The 18,315-nt window shown below is 39.0% G+C and carries 16 protein-coding genes and 1 riboswitch; of the genes, 12 read left to right on the top strand and 4 right to left on the bottom strand.

Annotation, left to right across the window (positions count from 1 at the left end; all coding sequences use genetic code 11):
- Positions 1–134 precede the first annotated feature (134 nt).
- The 5 genes from hppD to HHL23_RS14680 all read left to right on the top strand — a co-directional run bounded on the left by hppD (position 135) and on the right by HHL23_RS14680 (position 4,439).
- Positions 135–1,265 (top strand): 4-hydroxyphenylpyruvate dioxygenase, encoded by a 1,131-nt coding sequence (hppD, locus tag HHL23_RS14700; protein WP_169235547.1) that lies wholly within the window; start codon positions 135–137, stop codon positions 1,263–1,265.
- Between the two features lie 70 nt (positions 1,266–1,335).
- A complete protein-coding gene (locus tag HHL23_RS14695) occupies positions 1,336–1,794 on the top strand; it encodes a hypothetical protein (protein WP_169235546.1) in 459 nt (152 codons plus the stop codon).
- A 78-nt stretch (positions 1,795–1,872) separates the two neighbouring features.
- Complete coding sequence (fahA, locus tag HHL23_RS14690) at positions 1,873–3,120, top strand: fumarylacetoacetase (protein WP_169235545.1); 1,248 nt, start codon at positions 1,873–1,875, stop codon at positions 3,118–3,120.
- A 24-nt stretch (positions 3,121–3,144) separates the two neighbouring features.
- Positions 3,145–3,552, top strand: coding sequence for a GxxExxY protein (locus tag HHL23_RS14685; RefSeq protein ID WP_169235544.1), 408 nt, complete (start codon positions 3,145–3,147; stop codon positions 3,550–3,552).
- Positions 3,553–3,614: 62 nt separating this feature from the next.
- Complete coding sequence (locus HHL23_RS14680; RefSeq protein ID WP_169235543.1) at positions 3,615–4,439, top strand: flavin reductase family protein; 825 nt, start codon at positions 3,615–3,617, stop codon at positions 4,437–4,439.
- Positions 4,440–4,744: 305 nt separating this feature from the next.
- On the opposite strand, the gene HHL23_RS14675 is transcribed toward HHL23_RS14680, so the two are convergent.
- Both HHL23_RS14675 and HHL23_RS14670 read right to left on the bottom strand, forming a co-directional pair.
- Positions 4,745–5,257 carry a hypothetical protein gene (locus tag HHL23_RS14675; protein ID WP_169235542.1) on the bottom strand — a complete coding sequence of 171 codons (513 nt, stop codon included), beginning with the start codon at positions 5,255–5,257 and terminating at the stop codon, positions 4,745–4,747.
- A gap of 64 nt (positions 5,258–5,321) precedes the next feature.
- Positions 5,322–6,164: an alpha/beta hydrolase family protein gene (locus HHL23_RS14670; protein ID WP_169235541.1), complete on the bottom strand. Its 843-nt coding sequence runs from the start codon at positions 6,162–6,164 to the stop codon at positions 5,322–5,324.
- 145 nt (positions 6,165–6,309) lie between these two features.
- Between HHL23_RS14670 and HHL23_RS14665 the strand changes: the two genes are divergently transcribed.
- The 7 genes from HHL23_RS14665 to tenA all read left to right on the top strand — a co-directional run bounded on the left by HHL23_RS14665 (position 6,310) and on the right by tenA (position 12,599).
- On the top strand, positions 6,310–7,083 hold the full coding sequence (locus HHL23_RS14665) for a HipA family kinase (RefSeq protein ID WP_169235540.1): 774 nt from the start codon (positions 6,310–6,312) through the stop codon (positions 7,081–7,083).
- On the top strand, positions 7,070–7,453 hold the full coding sequence (locus HHL23_RS14660) for a DUF3037 domain-containing protein (RefSeq protein ID WP_169235539.1): 384 nt from the start codon (positions 7,070–7,072) through the stop codon (positions 7,451–7,453). Before HHL23_RS14665 ends, HHL23_RS14660 begins: the two co-directional genes overlap by 14 nt.
- A 211-nt stretch (positions 7,454–7,664) precedes the next feature.
- Positions 7,665–9,506, top strand: a complete 1,842-nt coding sequence (locus HHL23_RS14655) for a carbon starvation CstA family protein (protein ID WP_169235538.1) — start codon at positions 7,665–7,667, stop codon at positions 9,504–9,506.
- 42 nt (positions 9,507–9,548) lie between these two features.
- Positions 9,549–9,641: riboswitch (TPP riboswitch) on the top strand.
- 61 nt (positions 9,642–9,702) lie between these two features.
- Entirely contained in the window at positions 9,703–10,500 is a 798-nt protein-coding gene (gene thiM, locus HHL23_RS14650) for a hydroxyethylthiazole kinase (protein WP_185194878.1), read from the top strand.
- Complete coding sequence (thiE, locus tag HHL23_RS14645) at positions 10,497–11,132, top strand: thiamine phosphate synthase (RefSeq protein ID WP_169235537.1); 636 nt, start codon at positions 10,497–10,499, stop codon at positions 11,130–11,132. The genes thiM and thiE overlap by 4 nt, the downstream gene beginning before the upstream one ends.
- Positions 11,129–11,962 carry a bifunctional hydroxymethylpyrimidine kinase/phosphomethylpyrimidine kinase gene (gene thiD / locus HHL23_RS14640; protein WP_169235536.1) on the top strand — a complete coding sequence of 278 codons (834 nt, stop codon included), beginning with the start codon at positions 11,129–11,131 and terminating at the stop codon, positions 11,960–11,962. Before thiE ends, thiD begins: the two co-directional genes overlap by 4 nt.
- Positions 11,949–12,599: a thiaminase II gene (gene tenA, locus HHL23_RS14635; protein ID WP_169235535.1), complete on the top strand. Its 651-nt coding sequence runs from the start codon at positions 11,949–11,951 to the stop codon at positions 12,597–12,599. Before thiD ends, tenA begins: the two co-directional genes overlap by 14 nt.
- 49 nt (positions 12,600–12,648) lie before the next feature.
- Here tenA and HHL23_RS14630 read toward each other — a convergent pair whose 3' ends face one another.
- Together HHL23_RS14630 and HHL23_RS14625 are read right to left on the bottom strand one after the other, a co-directional pair.
- Entirely contained in the window at positions 12,649–15,411 is a 2,763-nt protein-coding gene (locus HHL23_RS14630) for a TonB-dependent receptor plug domain-containing protein (RefSeq protein ID WP_169235534.1), read from the bottom strand.
- Between the two features lie 296 nt (positions 15,412–15,707).
- Complete coding sequence (locus tag HHL23_RS14625; protein WP_169235533.1) at positions 15,708–18,038, bottom strand: ATP-dependent helicase; 2,331 nt, start codon at positions 18,036–18,038, stop codon at positions 15,708–15,710.
- Between the last annotated feature and the right edge of the window lie 277 nt (positions 18,039–18,315).

The raw sequence follows: 18,315 nt of genomic DNA, 5'->3' as shown, positions 1-18,315 counted from the left end.
AAACTTAAATATACTTAAATGAACTCTTCTTTAACTTTATGTTAAGTATATTCAAGGAATCCATTTGAATACTTTCGCTATTTATAAGATTTTTGTAATTTGCATACCATTAAAATAAAAGTAAAAATAGAAATATGTCAACACTTACATTTGCCGAAAAAATTGCTCAAGCTGAGAATTTCTTGCCGATCAACGGTACAGATTACATTGAGTTTTATGTAGGAAATGCTAAACAGGCTGCTCATTATTACAAAACCGCTTTCGGTTTTCAGTCTGTAGCATATGCTGGTCCTGAAACAGGAGTAAGGGACCGCGCTTCTTATGTTCTTCAACAGGGGAAGATAAGATTGGTATTAACAACAGGGCTTAAATCCGATTCACCTATCAGCGAACACGTAAAAAAACACGGTGATGGAGTGAAAATTTTGGCACTTTGGGTAGATGACGCTTACGAAGCTTTTGAAGAAACTACCAAGAGAGGCGGAAAACCCTATTTGGAGCCTGTAACTTTAACAGATGAGCAAGGTGAGGTAAGAATGTCCGGAATTTATACATACGGAGAGACAATCCACATGTTCATCGAAAGAAAAAATTACAAAGGAGCTTTCATGCCCGGGTATGAAAAATGGGAAAGTGCTTACAATCCTGAAGACGCTGGTTTATTATATGTAGACCACTGTGTAGGAAATGTAGACTGGAACAGAATGATCCCTACGGTAGAATGGTACGAAAAAGTAATGGGCTTTGTGAACATCCTTTCTTTTGACGACAAGCAAATCAATACGGAATATTCTGCATTGATGTCTAAAGTAATGTCAAACGGAAACGGATTTGCAAAATTCCCGATCAACGAACCGGCAGAAGGTAAAAAGAAATCTCAGGTAGAAGAATATCTTGATTTCTATGAAGGAGAAGGTGTACAGCACATCGCTGTAGCGACAAGGGATATCATCCACACCGTTACTGAATTGAAGAAACGTGGTGTAGAATTCCTTTCAGCTCCACCAGAAGCTTATTATGATATGGTTCCTGAAAGAGTTGGCCATATTGATGAAGATCTTAAAAAATTACAGGACTTAGGCATCCTTATTGATCATGATGAAGAAGGATACTTACTTCAGATCTTTACGAAGCCTGTAGAAGACCGTCCTACCCTGTTCTTCGAGATCATTGAAAGACACGGTGCACAGAGTTTTGGTGCCGGAAATTTTAAAGCATTGTTCGAAGCACTGGAAAGAGAGCAAGACAGAAGAGGAAATCTTTAATTTTACAATACAGTACGAGTTTTGTCAGGATGAAAAGTCTTGACAAAACTTTTTTTTAAAAACACATATTATGAGAAAAATTTTAATGGGGATTTTATTTTTTGGAACATTGGGACTTAATGCTCAATATGGAAGCCTTAATGAAATCCTTAACCGCCTGGAAGAAAGAAAAGGTATCAATCAACATCTTGAAAATGAAAATATTGACAACAAGAAGTTTGTCTTCATTAAAGATGCAGAAGATCACACGGAAAGAGATTTTATTGTTATTAAAGGAAACCAGGCTACCTATGTAGAAGTTTTTGATGATAAAGCTACCGGAGAAAGCAGTTCAAACGTTTTTACCGGCGACATTGTCAGAAGAAAAAATATCGTTTCCCTTAGGGCAGATAAGCTTGAAAACAAAAAAGTTCCGATGCCTGTGACTAAAACTTTACTGCTCACCAAGCAAGACGATATTCTGTATCTTATTGATGTCAATACAAAAGACAGATGGATAGATGAGGCTTCTTATTCCAAAGCGAAATAAATTCCCACAGACATCAAATCAGGATAGCAGATCTCTGTAGATTTGTTATCTTACAACTTAATTTAATTCTAAAACTTTATGAAATCATTTGTAGAATATTCTTCGGATTCAGATTTTTCTATACATAATATTCCTTTCGGAGTAACAGTTTTTAACAAAGAATATATCGGATGCTGTACAAGAATCGGAGATCAGGTAGTAGATCTTGCCACTCTGTACGATCTTGGCTATTTTGAAAACATTAAAGGATTAGACGATAATGTTTTTGAAGCGTATACACTCAACGAGTTTATCGAACTTGGAAAACCGGTTACCAACGCAGTACGTACCAGAATCCAGGAGCTTCTGCAAGAAGGCTCAATTTTGTCTAAAGACGAAAAAACTATTGTAGATGCATTCTATGATCTCGACAAAGTAAAAATGATGATGCCTGTACACATCGCGAATTACACAGATTTTTACAGCAGCATCGAACACGCAACAAACGTAGGAAAAATGTTCCGCGACCCGGAAAATGCTTTACTTCCCAACTGGAAACATCTTCCGGTAGGTTACCATGGAAGAGCTTCCTCCATTGTAGTTTCAGGAACGGACATTAACCGTCCTAAAGGTCAGACAAAACCTGCAGATGCAGAAAAACCAGTTTTCGGACCAAGCAAGCAACTGGATTTTGAACTGGAAATGGCCTTTATTCTAAACAGAAATTCGGATATGGGCGAAAGTATTTCCACAAAGGATGCTGAAGAGGCGATCTTCGGAATGGTGGTATTCAATGACTGGTCAGCAAGAGATATCCAGGCTTGGGAATATGTTCCACTGGGACCTTTCCTTGGCAAAAACTTCGGTTCATCTATTTCTCCATGGGTAGTTACACTGGAAGCACTGGAGCCATTCAGAACAGCTTCTCCAAAACAGGATCCTGAAGTTTTAGACTATTTACAGTTTGAAGGCGATAAAAATTATGACATCAATCTTGAAGTGTATTTACAACCTGAGAACGGCGAAGAGAACCTGATTTCAGAAAGTAACTATAAATTCATGTACTGGAACATGACTCAGCAACTGGCACATCATACGATCAACGGATGTAATGTGGAAGTTGGAGATTTATATGCCAGCGGAACTATTTCAGGAAGCGATCCAAAATCTTTCGGATCTATGCTGGAACTGACTTGGAAAGGCCAAAATCCTTTACAGTTGAAAGACGGTCAGGAAAGAAAATTCATCGAAGATAACGACACCGTTACCATGAAAGCATGGTCTGAAAAAGACGGTATAAGAGTAGGTTTCGGTGAAGTTTCCGGTAAAATTATTCCAACGGTTTAAATACTTTAGTCACAAAAGATTTACATGGTCACACAGTCATATTTAACTGATCTGACATACAAAATAAACGGCGCCTGCATAGAAGTTCACAAAATTTTAGGCGCCGGTTTATTAGAAAGTGTATATCATAAATGTCTAGAAGAAGAATTCAGATTAAGAAACATTAATTTTAAATCTGAACTGAAAGTTCCTGTAGTCTATAAAGGAAAAGAAATAAAATGCGACTTTTTTTGTGACTTCCTTGTTGAAGATCTAATTGTTGTCGAATTAAAATCGGTTGTGGAATTCAATGATATTCACCGCTCTCAAATTCTAAATTATATTAATTTAATGAAGAAACCCAAAGGAATCTTAGTCAATTTTAATGTAAAAAACTTGTATCATGAAGGCCAGGAAACTATTATAAATAAGTATTACAATATGCTTTTTTGAACTTTAAAAACTATTGATTTTACTTAAAAAACTTTTGTGACTTTTGTGGTTAATAATAAACAATGAAAACAGTTATCCCATCCGAATTATCCCCCGTACAGCTTCAGACCATTATGCAGACTGCCGTGTCGCCGCGTCCGATTGCCCTGGCATCTACGGTAGATAAAAACGGAACTATTAATTTATCACCATTCAGTTTTTTTAATATGTTCAGTACGGTTCCTCCGATTTTGATTTTTTCACCATCCAGGAGAGTACGTGACAATACCACTAAACATACTCTGGAAAATGTTCTGGAAGTTCCTGAAGTAGTCATTGGAACAGTGAATTTTCCCATTGTACAGCAGATCTCTTTAGCTTCTACAGAATACGAAACCGGAGTGAATGAATTCATCAAATCCGGACTGACCATGAAAGATGCGGATCTGGTACAGCCCAAACTGATTGAAGAATGTCCCGTAAACTTTGAATGCAAAGTGTTAGAAGTAAAATCTCTGGGAGACCAGGGCGGAGCAGGAAATCTGGTGATCTGTGAGGTTCAGAAAATTCATATCAGGGAAGAATATCTGAATGAAGCAGGAAATTTAGATCAGCAAAAACTGGATATGGTGGCCCGTTTAGGAGGCAATTTATATTCGAGAAGCAATGAGAACAGCCTTTTTGAGGTTCCGAAACCTTTGGTCACAAAAGGAATCGGGTTTGATCTTCTTCCTAACTCCATCAAATACAGTAAAATATTTACAGGAAATGATTTGGGAATGCTTGCCAATGTAGAGGTACTTCCCGCAGGAGATTTCCATGCAGATGAAAACGTTCATACAAACGCTCAGAAATTACTGTTGCAAAGTAAGATTGATGAAGCCTGGACGCTTTTAACTATACAATAATTCCACAAAACAAAACCAGCCTAACGTAGGCTGGTTTTTATTTATTTTCTTAGCTGTAAAATGTAACTACTCGTCAGTTCGCTTCATCCAATCAACTTGTTGATTAATCCTTTGCTTTCCTAAATAAGTAATCCTGATCTTAAAACTTTGCGTTAAAAAAAAATCTGCTACTTTATAGTGTTGGAATTCGCAAAGACGCTAAACTTACAATCTAACTGTTTTAAGTAGAAGTCTGGTTCTTTGTCGTTTATCCAATTTGCAGGGTTTTATACTCCCAATGATAACACAGTTTTTCTTGTTTGGGGTTACTTAGACTTTAATGCTTCAGTAACTGTAATTTTCCCTTTCTCAGCAAAATCCGCTACTTTCCCGTTTTTATCAATAGACACATTCAGGTTGTCATTTTTGGAATCATAAAAGATTGATGTTAAATATCCGGGGCAGTCGTGTTGTTTACAGCCTGTTACTTTATAGATTCCATTTTCAGATACAATAGGAGATTCTACGTTGAAATTTTTAAGCATTTCATCATATTGTGCTCCGGTAAGTTTTTTAACTCTGTTGGCAAAACTTTTATCTTCAAACAGTTTAATATCATTAGGATATTTCCCCGTATTTTTAGTCAGGATATTATCTGTGGAAGCTGTTGCAGGTGTTGAAGTTACGGAGTCTGTTTTTGGTGTGGTTACAGAATCCTTAGGCATTGTTGTCGCCAAAGAATCTGTACCGGTAGAAGATACGTCCGCTTTTGCTTCCTTTTTGCATGAGATTACAGCGAATAATGAGAACGCACATGCGCCTACGATCAATTTTTTCATAATAATTTAAAAATGTGATTAATAATTAGAACGTTAATCCTCAAAATTTATTCCATTATTAACTTTACTTCAAATTTTTATTGATGAAATCAATGCATTTTTCAGTTACGATTTTCAAATTTTCCGGAAGTTCTTTTTCCGTCCACGGTTCTTTTGATCCAAACGTGTGATCTGCATTTTCAACTAAGAACAATTCTGAATTGGGATTGAGAAGGTGAAGATGTTCTGCATTTGTTACACTTACACTTTCATCCTGGGTTCCATGAATAATCAATACATAAGCTTTTGCCATTTCTGTCGCTCTTTCCACGTCAAAACGGTGAATATGATTCTCAAAATCTTCATAAAACTGATAGTAATGTGGCATCTCCTGTTTGGTACGCCCGTTCAGCACATAATAGACGCCTTCTTTTTTCCAGTTTTCCAGAGCTTCATTTTTTGGGAACCGTTCCAGACTATCTACGCTGGCCAGTGTAATCAAACCATTGATCCTTTCATCTTCAGATGTCTTTACAATGGAGATTCCTCCTCCTCTGCTATGCCCGATCAGAATTATTTTCTGATCATCTACATGAGAATTTTTCACAAAATGATCAATGACAACACCAAGATCGGAAAGTTCCTTAGAATAATTGTTGTTCCCGAAAGCATCCAGATCAGCAAAATTATTCGGATCTTCAACAGTAGTTCCGTTATGGGAAGCATTAAATTTCACAAAGAAAAAGCCAGCTTCCGCAAACTTTTCTGCCATCAGATTCCAGGCACCCCAGTCTTTATAACCTTTGTAACCGTGAACAAAGATCACCAACGGTAATTTTTCATCAGTTTCAGGATACAATGCATCAGCCAGAAAATCTCTGGTCTCAGGGTTTTCAAGCTTTATGTTACTATCTTTTATCAATTTCATACAATTAAAACTTTTATGTACTGTTTGTGGTATTTCATACGAATCTAAATTAATGAAAAAATCCTTAGCCCTTTTGTTTTAATCTTATTTTCGTTCCCGCTCGCACAGATCACAAGTTATCAAAAAATAACCTTAATTTTGCGGTATGCTGGATTTAAGAACGGTAACCGTCATGCGTTACATCCTGCCCCTGAGGGAAGGTGGATCTCTTCCTGCTTTGGCAGAAGCTGATGATGATTTTAAATATGTACTGAAATTTCGCGGCGCAGGCCACGGAGTAAAAATGCTGATCTCCGAACTTCTGGGTGGTAAGATCACAGAAGCTTTAGGATTGAAGATCCCGGAGTTGGTATTCGTGAACCTGGATGTTGACTTTGGAAGAACGGAAGCTGATGAGGAAATCCAGGAATTGCTGAAATTTTCAGAAGGACTGAATCTGGGACTTCATTATCTTTCAGGTTCTATCACCTATGATCCTGGCGTAAAGATTGATCCGGTTCTGGCCTCAAAGATTGTCTGGCTGGATGCATTCATCACCAATATCGACCGTACTTTCAGAAATACGAATCTCCTGATGTGGCATAAGGAGCTTTGGGTCATCGACAATGGAGCATCATTTTATTTCCACCATTCGTGGCAGAATTTTGATGCAGCAGCCAAAACACCTTTCAAATATGTGAAAGATCACGTCCTGCTTCCAAAAGCCAATAGGTTGGATGAAGCTGATCAGTTTGCCCACCAAGTATTGAATGATACATTATTCAGGGAAATCGTCAATTTAATTCCTGAAGACTGGCTCCAATGGAATGATGCAGACGAAACACCGGAAGAGATCCGTGAGGTCTATTTCCAGTTCATGAAAACCAGGTTAGAAAATTCTCAAATCTTTGTAAACGAAGCGAAAAATGCAAGAGGATAAAATATACGAATACGCCGTCATACGCTTGGTACCGAAAGTTGAAAGAGAAGAATTTTTCAACATCGGACTCGTGATGTTCTCCAAAAAAGAGAAATTTATCCGCGTGGAATTCTACTTGTGTCAGGATAAATTCAGGCTGATGCACAGCAAAATTGATTATGATGATATTATCCAGAACTTGGAAAGCTTCCAAAAAATCGCAAACGGTGACAAAGAAGGAGGTCCCATCGCCCTGATGGATATTCCGGAGCGTTTCCGATGGCTGACGGCCGTAAGAAGTTCTGTAGTTCAGACTTCAAGACCTCATCCGGGAAAATCCAAAGACCTGGAAAAGACTTTTGATAAACTTTTTGATGAATTAGTAAAATAACATTTAATATACATTTATAATCACACAATACGATATTAAATTATAAATCAACACCATACATTATAAAAATAAACTGTAAAACACAAATTTGCTAAATTAGTATACATATCATCATTTTTTATGCCTAAAATAATTAACTTGGCTTTTGTTTAAATTATTCTTAACAAAATATCCAATATTTTTAATTATTCATTCTTAAAAAACAAATGGTATGGATTTTCTGAATAACACCAATGCACTCACTCTAATATTTGTATCGGTACTGATCTTTGCGATCGCTTACCGTTTTTACGGTATTTTCATTGCCAATAAAGTACTCCGGCTTAACGATCAAAATACAACGCCTGCCGTAGAATTTGCAGACGGAAAAGATTATGTAGCCACCAACAAAAATGTTCTTTTTGGGCATCATTTTGCTGCCATTGCCGCAGCCGGACCACTAGTTGGACCCGTTCTGGCTGCTCAGTTTGGGTATCTTCCCGGCGCACTGTGGATCCTTATCGGATGTGTTTTAGGCGGTGGTGTACATGATATGGTCGTTTTATTCGCTTCTGTACGACATAAAGGACAGAGCCTTGCTACTATTGCTTCTAAGGAAATTGGAAAGACTACAGGAACGGTTGCCGGTTTTGCTATATTATTCATTCTGATTCTTACATTGGCCGGTTTATCATTGGCCTGTATCAATGCAATGCATGAGGCTTCCTGGTCTCTTTTTACCGTTGTGATCACAATGCCTATTGCAGTGATCATGGGGCTCATCATGAGATATAGAAAAAACAGTGTGCTTTTCGCCAGTATTTTGGGAGGTATACTATTAATTGCCGGAATCATTGGTGGCCACAGTTTAATGCAAAACGAAACGATGAATAACCTGTTTACATGGGATATAAAAACCATTTCGATTGCTATCCCATTGTATGGTTTCCTGGCTTCTGTACTTCCTGTTTGGCTGCTTCTTGTACCGAGAGATTATCTTTCAACCTATCTGAAAATAGGAACGATCATTATGCTTGCTGTGGGTGTAATTGTCATTCATCCAACGATCCAGATGCCTGCCCTTACAGAATTCGTGAATGGTGGAGGACCCGTTATCGGCGGTCCTGTACTTCCTTTTATTTTTATCGTGATTGCCTGTGGAGCGATTTCAGGGTTTCACGCAGTCATTGCAACCGGAACAACGCCTAAGATGCTTAACAAAGAAAAAGAAATCCTTTTTGTGGGTTATGGAGCGATGCTTGTAGAAGGCTTTGTCGCTTTAATGGCTTTGATCGCAGCATGTACCTTAATGCCCGGTGATTATTTTGCCATCAATACGCCGAAGGAATCTTATGACGCCTTCCTGGCAGCCCATCCTGCTCTGCACGGGGTAGACATCGATTATTATTCACAAAAAATAGGCATTGAACTTCACGGAAGAACAGGTGGAGCGGTGTCCTTAGCGGTGGGAATGGCCCATATTTTCAATAAAATCCCGTACATGGATCAACTGACTGCTTACTGGTATAATTTCGCCATCATGTTTGAAGCGGTGTTCATTCTTACTGCTATTGATGCCGGAACAAGAGTAGGCCGTTTCTTCTTACAGGAAATGCTGGGTTCTGTGATTCCTAAATTCAATGATAAAAACTGGATTCCCGGAATTATTATCAGCAGTCTCTTATTTACCTTTGCTTGGGGATATTTGGTATTTACTGGTAATGTAAGCAGTATCTGGCCATTATTTGGAATCAGTAATCAATTACTGGCAGCCTGCGGACTTATTGTCTGTACAACGATGCTGATCCGAATGAACAGGGGGAAATATGCATTATGTTCAGCAATTCCAGGAGTTTTTATGGCTGGAATCACCTTTTGGGCGGGTTATATCCAGGTCACTGCAATCTATCTTCCCAAAGAACAATATCTGCTGGCAGCGTTAGCCGTAACAGCTATGGTTCTGATGTTGATTGTATTCATTGGAGCATTTATAAAGTGGTATCAGCTCTTGCAGATCAAAACCACAGTAACAGATTATTACGGAGAGCCTGTGAAAGAGCTTGTAGAAAGATAATCCTTGTGAGTTTTTGCATGCTCTGATAATTTTTATACATTTGTTTTGCTTTAGGGGTATTCTGAAAAGAATTGAGAGAGTCCCTTTGAACCTGATACGGCTAACACCGACGTAGGGAAAAGCAAAATGACATTGTTCGCAGTGTACTTTTTGTTTTGGATTTTTCCTGAAGCTATTTTTATTTTAAATGATAATAATGGAAAAAATTCTTTGGGAACTGGTACAGCTTGTCAGACAGAAATCTCCTCTTGTTCATAATATCACCAATTATGTGGTGATGAACAATACGGCCAATGCTCTTTTGGCTGCAGGAGCCTCTCCTATTATGGCGCATGCAAAATCTGAAATTCAGGAAATGATTGGCATCTCGCATTCGGTGGTGATCAATATTGGCACTCTGGATGAATATTGGTCAGAATCTATGATCCTGGCAGCTAAAACAGCCCATTCAACCGGGAAGCCGTGGGTTTTAGATCCTGTTGGCGCCGGAGCTACTTCTTTCAGGGATCAGGTTTTAAATCAACTTTTACCCTATCAACCTGCGGTCATCAGAGGAAATGCTTCTGAGATTATTGCGCTGGCAAAAGTCAACACGACCGCTACCAAAGGAGTAGACAGCACTGCGCAAAGTAACGAAGCTATTGATGCTGCCCGCAGTCTTGTGAGCCAATACGGTACGATTGTCTGTATTTCCGGTGAAACAGATATTATTCTCAATAACCAACAGGAAATTTTTATTAAAAACGGGCATCCGCTCATGACTAAAGTTACAGGCCTAGGATGTTCTGCTACAGCATTAATTGGTGCATTTATAGGAATTGCAGAAGATAGAGTACTGGCCGTAGCTGCTGCAATGGCGTTAATTGGTATCGCTGGGGAAATAGCCGCTGAAGAAAGCAAAGGCCCGGGAAGTCTTCAGATCAACCTCATCGATAAACTGTACAATATTACTGAACAGGAATTCTTCAACCGTTTAAAGATAGAGCGAAAATGAGCTTAAATCCTTTTCCCTATCACCTTTATCTGGTTATTTCCGAAGCTGACTGTAAGGGGAGAAATTTTCTTCAGGTTGCCGAACAGGCTATCCTTGGCGGAGTCGATGTGATCCAGCTGAGAGAGAAAAACAGCAGTACGGATTCGTTTCTTGCAAAAGCTCAACAGCTTATTGAATTGACAGATAAATATTCTATTCCACTCATCATTAACGATAATACAGAGGTTGCAGAAAAGGTAAATGCCGCGGGCATTCACGTTGGGAACAGCGACGCTTCGCCTGTTTACCTAAGACAGCAATCTCTTCTCAGTCAAAAAATCATTGGCTATTCGATTGAATATCTTTCCCAGCTTGCGAATGAACAGACGGCAGTTTCCGATTACCTTGGAATAAGCCCTGTTTTCAGAACAGATACCAAAACGGATACGATAACAGAATGGGGACTGGAAGGAATTAAAATGATCAGAAAGCTTACTGAAAAACCTTTGGTAGCCATCGGTCATATTCATTTAGGAAATGCAAAGGAGGTGATGAATGCAGGAGCAGACTGTCTTGCCGTAGTTTCTGCTATTTGCAGTGCCGAAGACCCTCAAAAAGCAGCCTATCAATTAAAAAATGAAATTTTAAAATGAAAAAATACACTTATCCATCGGTATTAACGATCGCCGGATTTGACGGAAGCGGTGGCGCAGGTATTCAGGCTGATATTAAAACGGCTTCTGCTTTAGGCTGTTTTTCAACATCGGTATTAACTGCTTTACCTGTACAGAATACACAAGGCGTAAGAAAAATATATCCGATTCCTGTGGAAGCCGTAGCCGACCAGATTGAAGCTATTCTGGATGATATTTTTCCTGATGCTATCAAAATCGGGATGGTTCATACTCCACAGCTGGTCGAAACAATTGTTTCAACTTTAGGCAAATACAAAAAAATACCACTTGTATTTGATCCTGTCATGGTCGCGACAAGCGGCCACCGCCTGATTGAAGAGGACACGATAGCAGCCATCACGGAACAGCTTTTCCCCATTGCTGATGTGATTACGCCTAATATGGATGAAGCAGCTATTTTAGCAAAGATGAAAGTAGAGACTCTTGAAGATCTGTACGCTGCAGGAAAAGAAATAAAAAAACTGGGCTGCAAAAGTATTCTTCTGAAAGGAGGGCATCAGGAAACCTCAACGATCACCTCCTTATTTTATGATGAAAATGAGAAATTTCATTCTTTTGAAACGGTAAAATTTAACACCAACAACACCCACGGCTCCGGCTGCACACTTTCATCCGCTATTGCAGCCTGCCTAGCGCAGGGTAAGACTTTATATGATTCTGTTTCTTTGGGGCAAGACTATATTTATCAAGCCATAGAACACGGAAAAGACGTACAAACAGGACACGGAAACGGTCCACTTAATCACTTTTTTAATCCTCAAAAACTCATCAAAAATGAAATGGTCTGAACACACCTGGCAAACTATAGAAGAACGGTACCAATCTATTCTGGACATGCCGTTTATCAAAGAGTTATCAGACGGGACTTTACCCCAGGAGAAATTCCGGTTTTATATGGCTCAGGATTCTTTATATCTTGAACATTTTGGGAGAACGCTTTCGCTGATTGCTGCCAAAATTCAGGATCTGCAGGATGTGCTTGCCTTTATGCGCTTTGCGGAAAACGCCATTGTGGTGGAAAATGCATTGCATGAATCTTATTTTATTGATTTTGGAGTTACAGATAAGGGCACATTAGAACCTGCCTGTCATCATTATATTCACTTCCTGAGAAGTACCGCAGCTTTAGAATCTGTAGAAATTGCTGTGGCAGCCGTTCTACCGTGCTTCTGGATTTACAGAGAGGTCGGAGATTATATTTACAGCAATCAAAATACGATCAACAATCCTTATCAAAAGTGGATTGAAACTTACGGAGGAGATGAATTTTCCGTTGCAGTAGATCATGCAATTGCCATTTGTGACCGATTGGCTGAGAACAGTACAGAGGAAATAAGAAAAAAAATGACCGAAGCCTTTATCATGTCCACGAGAATGGAATTTCATTTCTGGGAAGGCGCCTATGATTTAAAAACCTGGAAATAGCTTAAAAGAAAAGCGGATTCAAAAATTTGAATCCGCCTTCTGATATCAATTAAAAATTAAAATTAAGTCTTGAGAATACATATCTTCCGTTTTGTCCAAACTGGGACGTAGAACGGGAATAAATGAATTGGTCATTGTTGGTAGATGCCGGAAGGTTTTTATCAGGATAAATATCAAAAAGATTGTTTACCCCTATAGTCAAACCTACATTTTTTGTAAATTGGTAGGCCAATGAAAGATCGGTAATAATCTTGTCTCCGATCTGCTGGTGCTCGTTGAACCCTATGATTCCATCACCATTAGTATCAATGATATCTGCCCCTGTCACTTTTCCGAAATAGGTATTTCTAAGATAAACCGTGGCACTTTTCCATGAAAGCGTATGAGATAAACTTGCTTTTACCCTTGGCACAGCTTCTTCCAGATACACCCTTGATTTCTCTGAAAAATAGATTTTTTCAAGATTCGGAGACTGCAAAAGTCCTGAAGAGTGAGTATCTCCTACTTTTCTGGTCTCGCTAACATTAATCGCAAAATTATTGTCCAGTTTTAAATCTGAAAATCTTGCATTATGGGAAATGACCACGTCTACTCCTCTGGTTTCCGTATCAATAGCGTTGGTAAAGAACTGGGCTCCATTAACTCCCTGCGCATCAAAAGCGGCCTGTGCTTCAACAGGTACATCCGATCTTAAGAACTGGTCGGTAAGAATGATCCGATCATTAATTCTAGTAAAATACCCGTCTGCTGTAAAAGTAAGACTTGCAGCAGGAATTCTGTAGGTAAATCCTACACTGGCTGATTTAGAAGTTTCCTGCTTCAGTTTCGGCATTCCCAATAGTCCTGCGATTTGTGAATCATTACTAAAGGTTCCCACTTCAAGAAGCTGGCTGTTGGTAAACAAAGTAGACGTCACATTATAATAGATCTGGTGGATAGAAGGCGCTCTGAATCCTGTAGAACCTGCCAGTCTTACATTAAAATTAGGAGCCACTTTAATTCTTGAAGCCAGTTTATAATTAAAGGTAGATCCGAAATCTGAATAATTTTCATACCTCGCCGCAGCATCTACCAATAGCCAGTTGGTGAAATTAAATTCAACATCTGCATACGCTGCTACAGCCTGTCTGTTTTTATCAATCGCATTCACTGGCTTAAATCCTCCGAAAACCTGTGATCCTCCGGGAAGTGCATTGCCAAAGAAATCCGTTGCTCTCGGGCTGTTGTTATTCCACACATTTCCTGCAGCGTCATAAGTTGTGTAAGAAGCTTCATCACCCTGTGTTATTTTGAAATTTTCGTAACGGTGCTCTGCTCCGAAAGCCACATTAATTCCACTCCATACGTCATATTTTTTAGAGAAATCTAAATTGATCGTGTTCTGGGAGAATCTTAAACCACCTGCATTAAACTCATTCGGAGAGGCAAATCGCAATGAGGTATTTCCTGTGTCCTGAATATTATAATTGAATGAATTCTGTCCGAATGTATTGCTTAAGTCAATATTCCAGCCGTTCCAGTTTCCTTTAATTCCTGCGGAAAGCGACAGATCCTGAATATCTGTTCCGATCTGAGGCAGATAACCGTCCGGATACAGTCCTGTAAACGTTCTGCTTTGATTCGGTTTTCTGTAAAACCCACCTGAAGTTCCGTGTCTGAAGCTATAACCCCCAAAAGAGTATACTTTCCAGTCATCATTAATTGGCACTTCAATATTGGCAAAAAGCTGATGGTTGTTCAGTTTTGACTGTCCTACCTGCATATTGAAATCTTTTCTGCTCAGTCCTCTGTAAGCCAGTTCCTGATCAGTAACATCGAAATTTAGCAAAGACTGAAGCCCCTTTTGGATCACATTCCCTTGGTTATCCTTTATATCCTGAATGATCGAAGTATTTTGAATCGCAGCCTGTTGTTGCGCACTGAAATACCCTACTCCTTGCGAATACTGATGAATGTATCCAATGAGCTGTTGTGAATTCGGGGTATTGTTAATGTTACTGAACAGAGAAGAAAGATTTACGCCATCGTTCTGAGCCCGTTTTTCAATCGCATTGTAGGCGTTATAGATCGATCCGCTTTCGGCTCCGGCTCTTGAAGTAGGATTTCTGAACTGTGAAGACCATGTGATGTTATAGAAACCACCTTTACTCCCTATTTTATTTCCATAGTTCAGGTCTACCTGAATATTCTGTCCGTCGAAATTTCCGGTGTGGTCATTGGCAGTCGGGGTTAGATTTCCACCGTAACTTACCTGACCTGTAAGTTTACCAATATCTTTTTTCAGTTCAAGGTTGATAACCCCTGCAATAGCATCGGATCCGTATTGAGCCGAAGCACCGTCACGCAGTACTTCAATTCTGTTTAAAGCAAATGAAGGGATCGAGTTCAAATCGGTTCCTACCGTTCCTCTTCCCGGTGTTCCATTGACATTAACCAATGCTGAAGTGTGTCTTCTTTTTCCATTAACCAAAACCAGCACCTGATCCGGACCCAATCCTCTCAACTGAGCAGGATCCAAATGGTCTGTTCCATCGGAATTGGTTTGAATGGTTGAAGTAAAAGATGGTGCTACTGCATTCAAAATCTGTCCTATACTGGATTGTGGAAGAATCACGGATGATTCTTTTATATTGAAGACATCCACAGGAACCGGGCTGTCTATTTTTGATCTTGCCCCAGCTCTTGAGCCCAGTACCACTACTTCTTCTACCGTGTTGGTTTTCACACTGTCCTTCTCTTTTTCCTGTCCGAAAGCATACGTTCCCAGGAAAAACAGTACGGAAGCTGATACAATAGTCTTTTTATTTTTCATACCCTTACATCAATTTATAGTTTATGTTTTTTTGAGTGGCAAATGTAAAGCAAATTCACTAGTCTACAAAATTAATAGACTTTAATTTTATGAAAATTTAAGATAGTTTTGGTCTATTGCTGTTTTTAAACACGAATGACACCAATACTTTCACAAATGGCACTAAGGCGCAAAATACATTCGTGTTATTCGTGCATAACATTCGTGCTATTTGTGTTTTAATAAAAAAACAGACCCCCAAATGGAATCCGTTTTAAAATATGATAATCAGCTTTTTCCACTGAAAAAATGTCGTATTATATTTTCGTCAGTTTAGCATACTTCAGGATGAGGTTTTTCTCTCCTTCATGAATGAAAACTACTTTAGCCTTGATGTTCTGTGGATCTGTACCATCCAGAAAAGAAACCTCTCCAATTCCGAAACGATCGTGTCTTACCTTGTCTCCTACCTCAATATCCTGGGAAGAAGCTCCGCTTGGATTGATAATTTTTGCGGTACTGACTGGTTTTAGTTTTCTGACTTCCGGTGCCGGTTTTGAACTGTCTCCTTTGTCAATGGTTTTCTTTTCAACTCTTCTGAATGCTTTCTGTTCAGAAGGATGTTCATCAAAAATATTGGACTTAATCCCGGTATTATTGATAAATCTCTTTTCGAGAACAGGGTTTAAGAATTCAATATATTGATCATCAATTTCACTTAAGAATCTTGAAGGTTCTGCATCGGTGATCTTTCCCCACTGGAAACGGGAAACAGCATAAGAGAAAAAGACTTGTTTTTCAGCTCTTGTCAGGGCCACATAAAACAGACGCCTTTCTTCCTCAAGGTCTTCTCTCGTCGCGGAACTCATAAAGCTCGGGAAAAGGTTTTCCTCAAGACCAACAAGGTGTACCACAGGGAACTCCAGACCTTTTGATAAGTGAATCGTCATTAACGAAACCATATCTTCCTCTAAATTTTTATCCTGAGTATCTGCAGAAAGAGCAATATTCTCAAGGAAATTCGGAAGGCTCGGATCTCCGTCTTCCAGCTGAATCTGCTCTTCAATGAATCCCTGCATAGAGTTCATTAATTCCTGAACATTCTCCACACGGGAAATACCTTCAGGAGTCTGGTCATCTTTTAAAAACTTGATCAGTCCGGTGCGTTTGGCCACTTCCATGGCAACACTGTAAGCCGTATCCGTTTTCAGTAATACCTGGAAAGCCTTGATCATGGACCAGAAATCATTCAGTTTGGTTAAAACACCATTGTTTAAGCCCAATTGGGGAGCATATTGCGGTAGATTACTCAGTACCTGCGAAATGGTCACATTATGAGAATCGGCAAAAACGATCAGCTTATTCTGTGTAGTTTCTCCAATTCCTCTTGTAGGATAATTGATGATTCTCATCAATGCCTCGGAGTCGTTTTCATTGACCAGAAGACGCAGATAACCGATAAGGTCTTTTACTTCTTTTCTCTGGTAGAAAGAAAGTCCTCCGTAAACTTTGTAAGGAATATTTTTACGTCTCAGTGCATCTTCAAATGCTCTGGTCTGTGAGTTCGTTCTGTATAAAATTGCAAAATCACTGTATTTTCTCTGGTCGGTATTTCTGAGCTCCCAGATATTTCCGGCTACGAAATTGGCTTCATCAGCATCGGAAAGTGAACGGTATATTTTGATCTTATCTCCTTCTTCATTATCACTGAATACATTCTTTTTAAACTGCTGCAGGTTTTTCGAAATGACAACGTTGGCTGCATTCACAATGTTCTGAGTCGAACGGTAATTCTGTTCCAAAGAAACCGTGATCGCATCAGGATAATCTTTCTTAAAGTTTAAGATGTTATAAATATTCGCCCCACGGAAGGAATAGATTGACTGTGCATCGTCTCCTACCACGCAGATATTTTCAAACTTTGAAGCCAGCGCTTTTACAATAAGATACTGGGAATGGTTGGTATCCTGGTACTCATCTACCATGATGTATCTGAATCTATCCTGATATTTGGCCAGTACTTCCGGAAAACGGGTCAGCAATTCATTGGTTTTTAGCAACAAATCATCAAAATCCATCGCTCCGTTTTTGAAGCAGGCATCTACATATCTCTGGTAAATCTGCCCTATGAATTTCATATTCGCTTTTTCATCAGCTTCCATAAGTTCAGGATTGTTGAAATAAGCTTTTACCGTGATCAGGTTGTTTTTATATGTTGAAATTCTTGCCTGAACTTTTTTAGGTTTATAAAGATCGGCATCGATATTCATGTCTTTGAGTACTTTTCTGATGACATTCAGGGCATCCTGCATGTCATAGATCGTAAAATTGGATGGATAGCCCAGATGATGGCCTTCAATTCTCAGGATTCTTGCAAAAACCGAGTGAAAAGTCCCCATCCATAAGCTTCTTGCATTGCTGTCCCCTACCACTTTTGCGATACGGTCTTTCATTTCGCGGGCAGCTTTATTGGTAAATGTCAGCGCCAGGATATTGAAAGGATCCACACCGTTGTAGATCAGGTGGGCAATACGCATGGTAAGTACACGCGTTTTTCCGGAACCGGCTCCTGCAAGTACCATCAAAGGTCCCTGTAGAGAGGTAACGGCTTCATATTGTGATTCATTGAGTCCTTTCAGATAATCCATACTGCAAAAAAATTTTGGGAACACAAAATTAATGTATTCAAAGGACAATTCAAATTATGAGTTTAATTTATAGAAAGTAAAAAAATTAAGAGTTGTATTCTGCCGGATCAGAATATGTTTAATCATTGAAATTTTTCGTAACCGTCCATCTTTCCTGTGCCTGCATCAGAAAAAAGGAGAAAAGAAAAAGTAAAGTATAAGAAATTCTCATAGTGGAGTTAAATAATTTTACAAATAAACAAAAATTTAAAAAAAAGTAGAGTAATTATGTAACAAA

This window comes from Chryseobacterium antibioticum (genome assembly GCF_012927325.1).
In the GTDB taxonomy this organism is placed as follows: domain Bacteria; phylum Bacteroidota; class Bacteroidia; order Flavobacteriales; family Weeksellaceae; genus Chryseobacterium; species Chryseobacterium antibioticum.
Note: the sequence above shows the minus strand (reverse complement) of the source record. Positions and strands in the feature narration are given on the sequence as shown.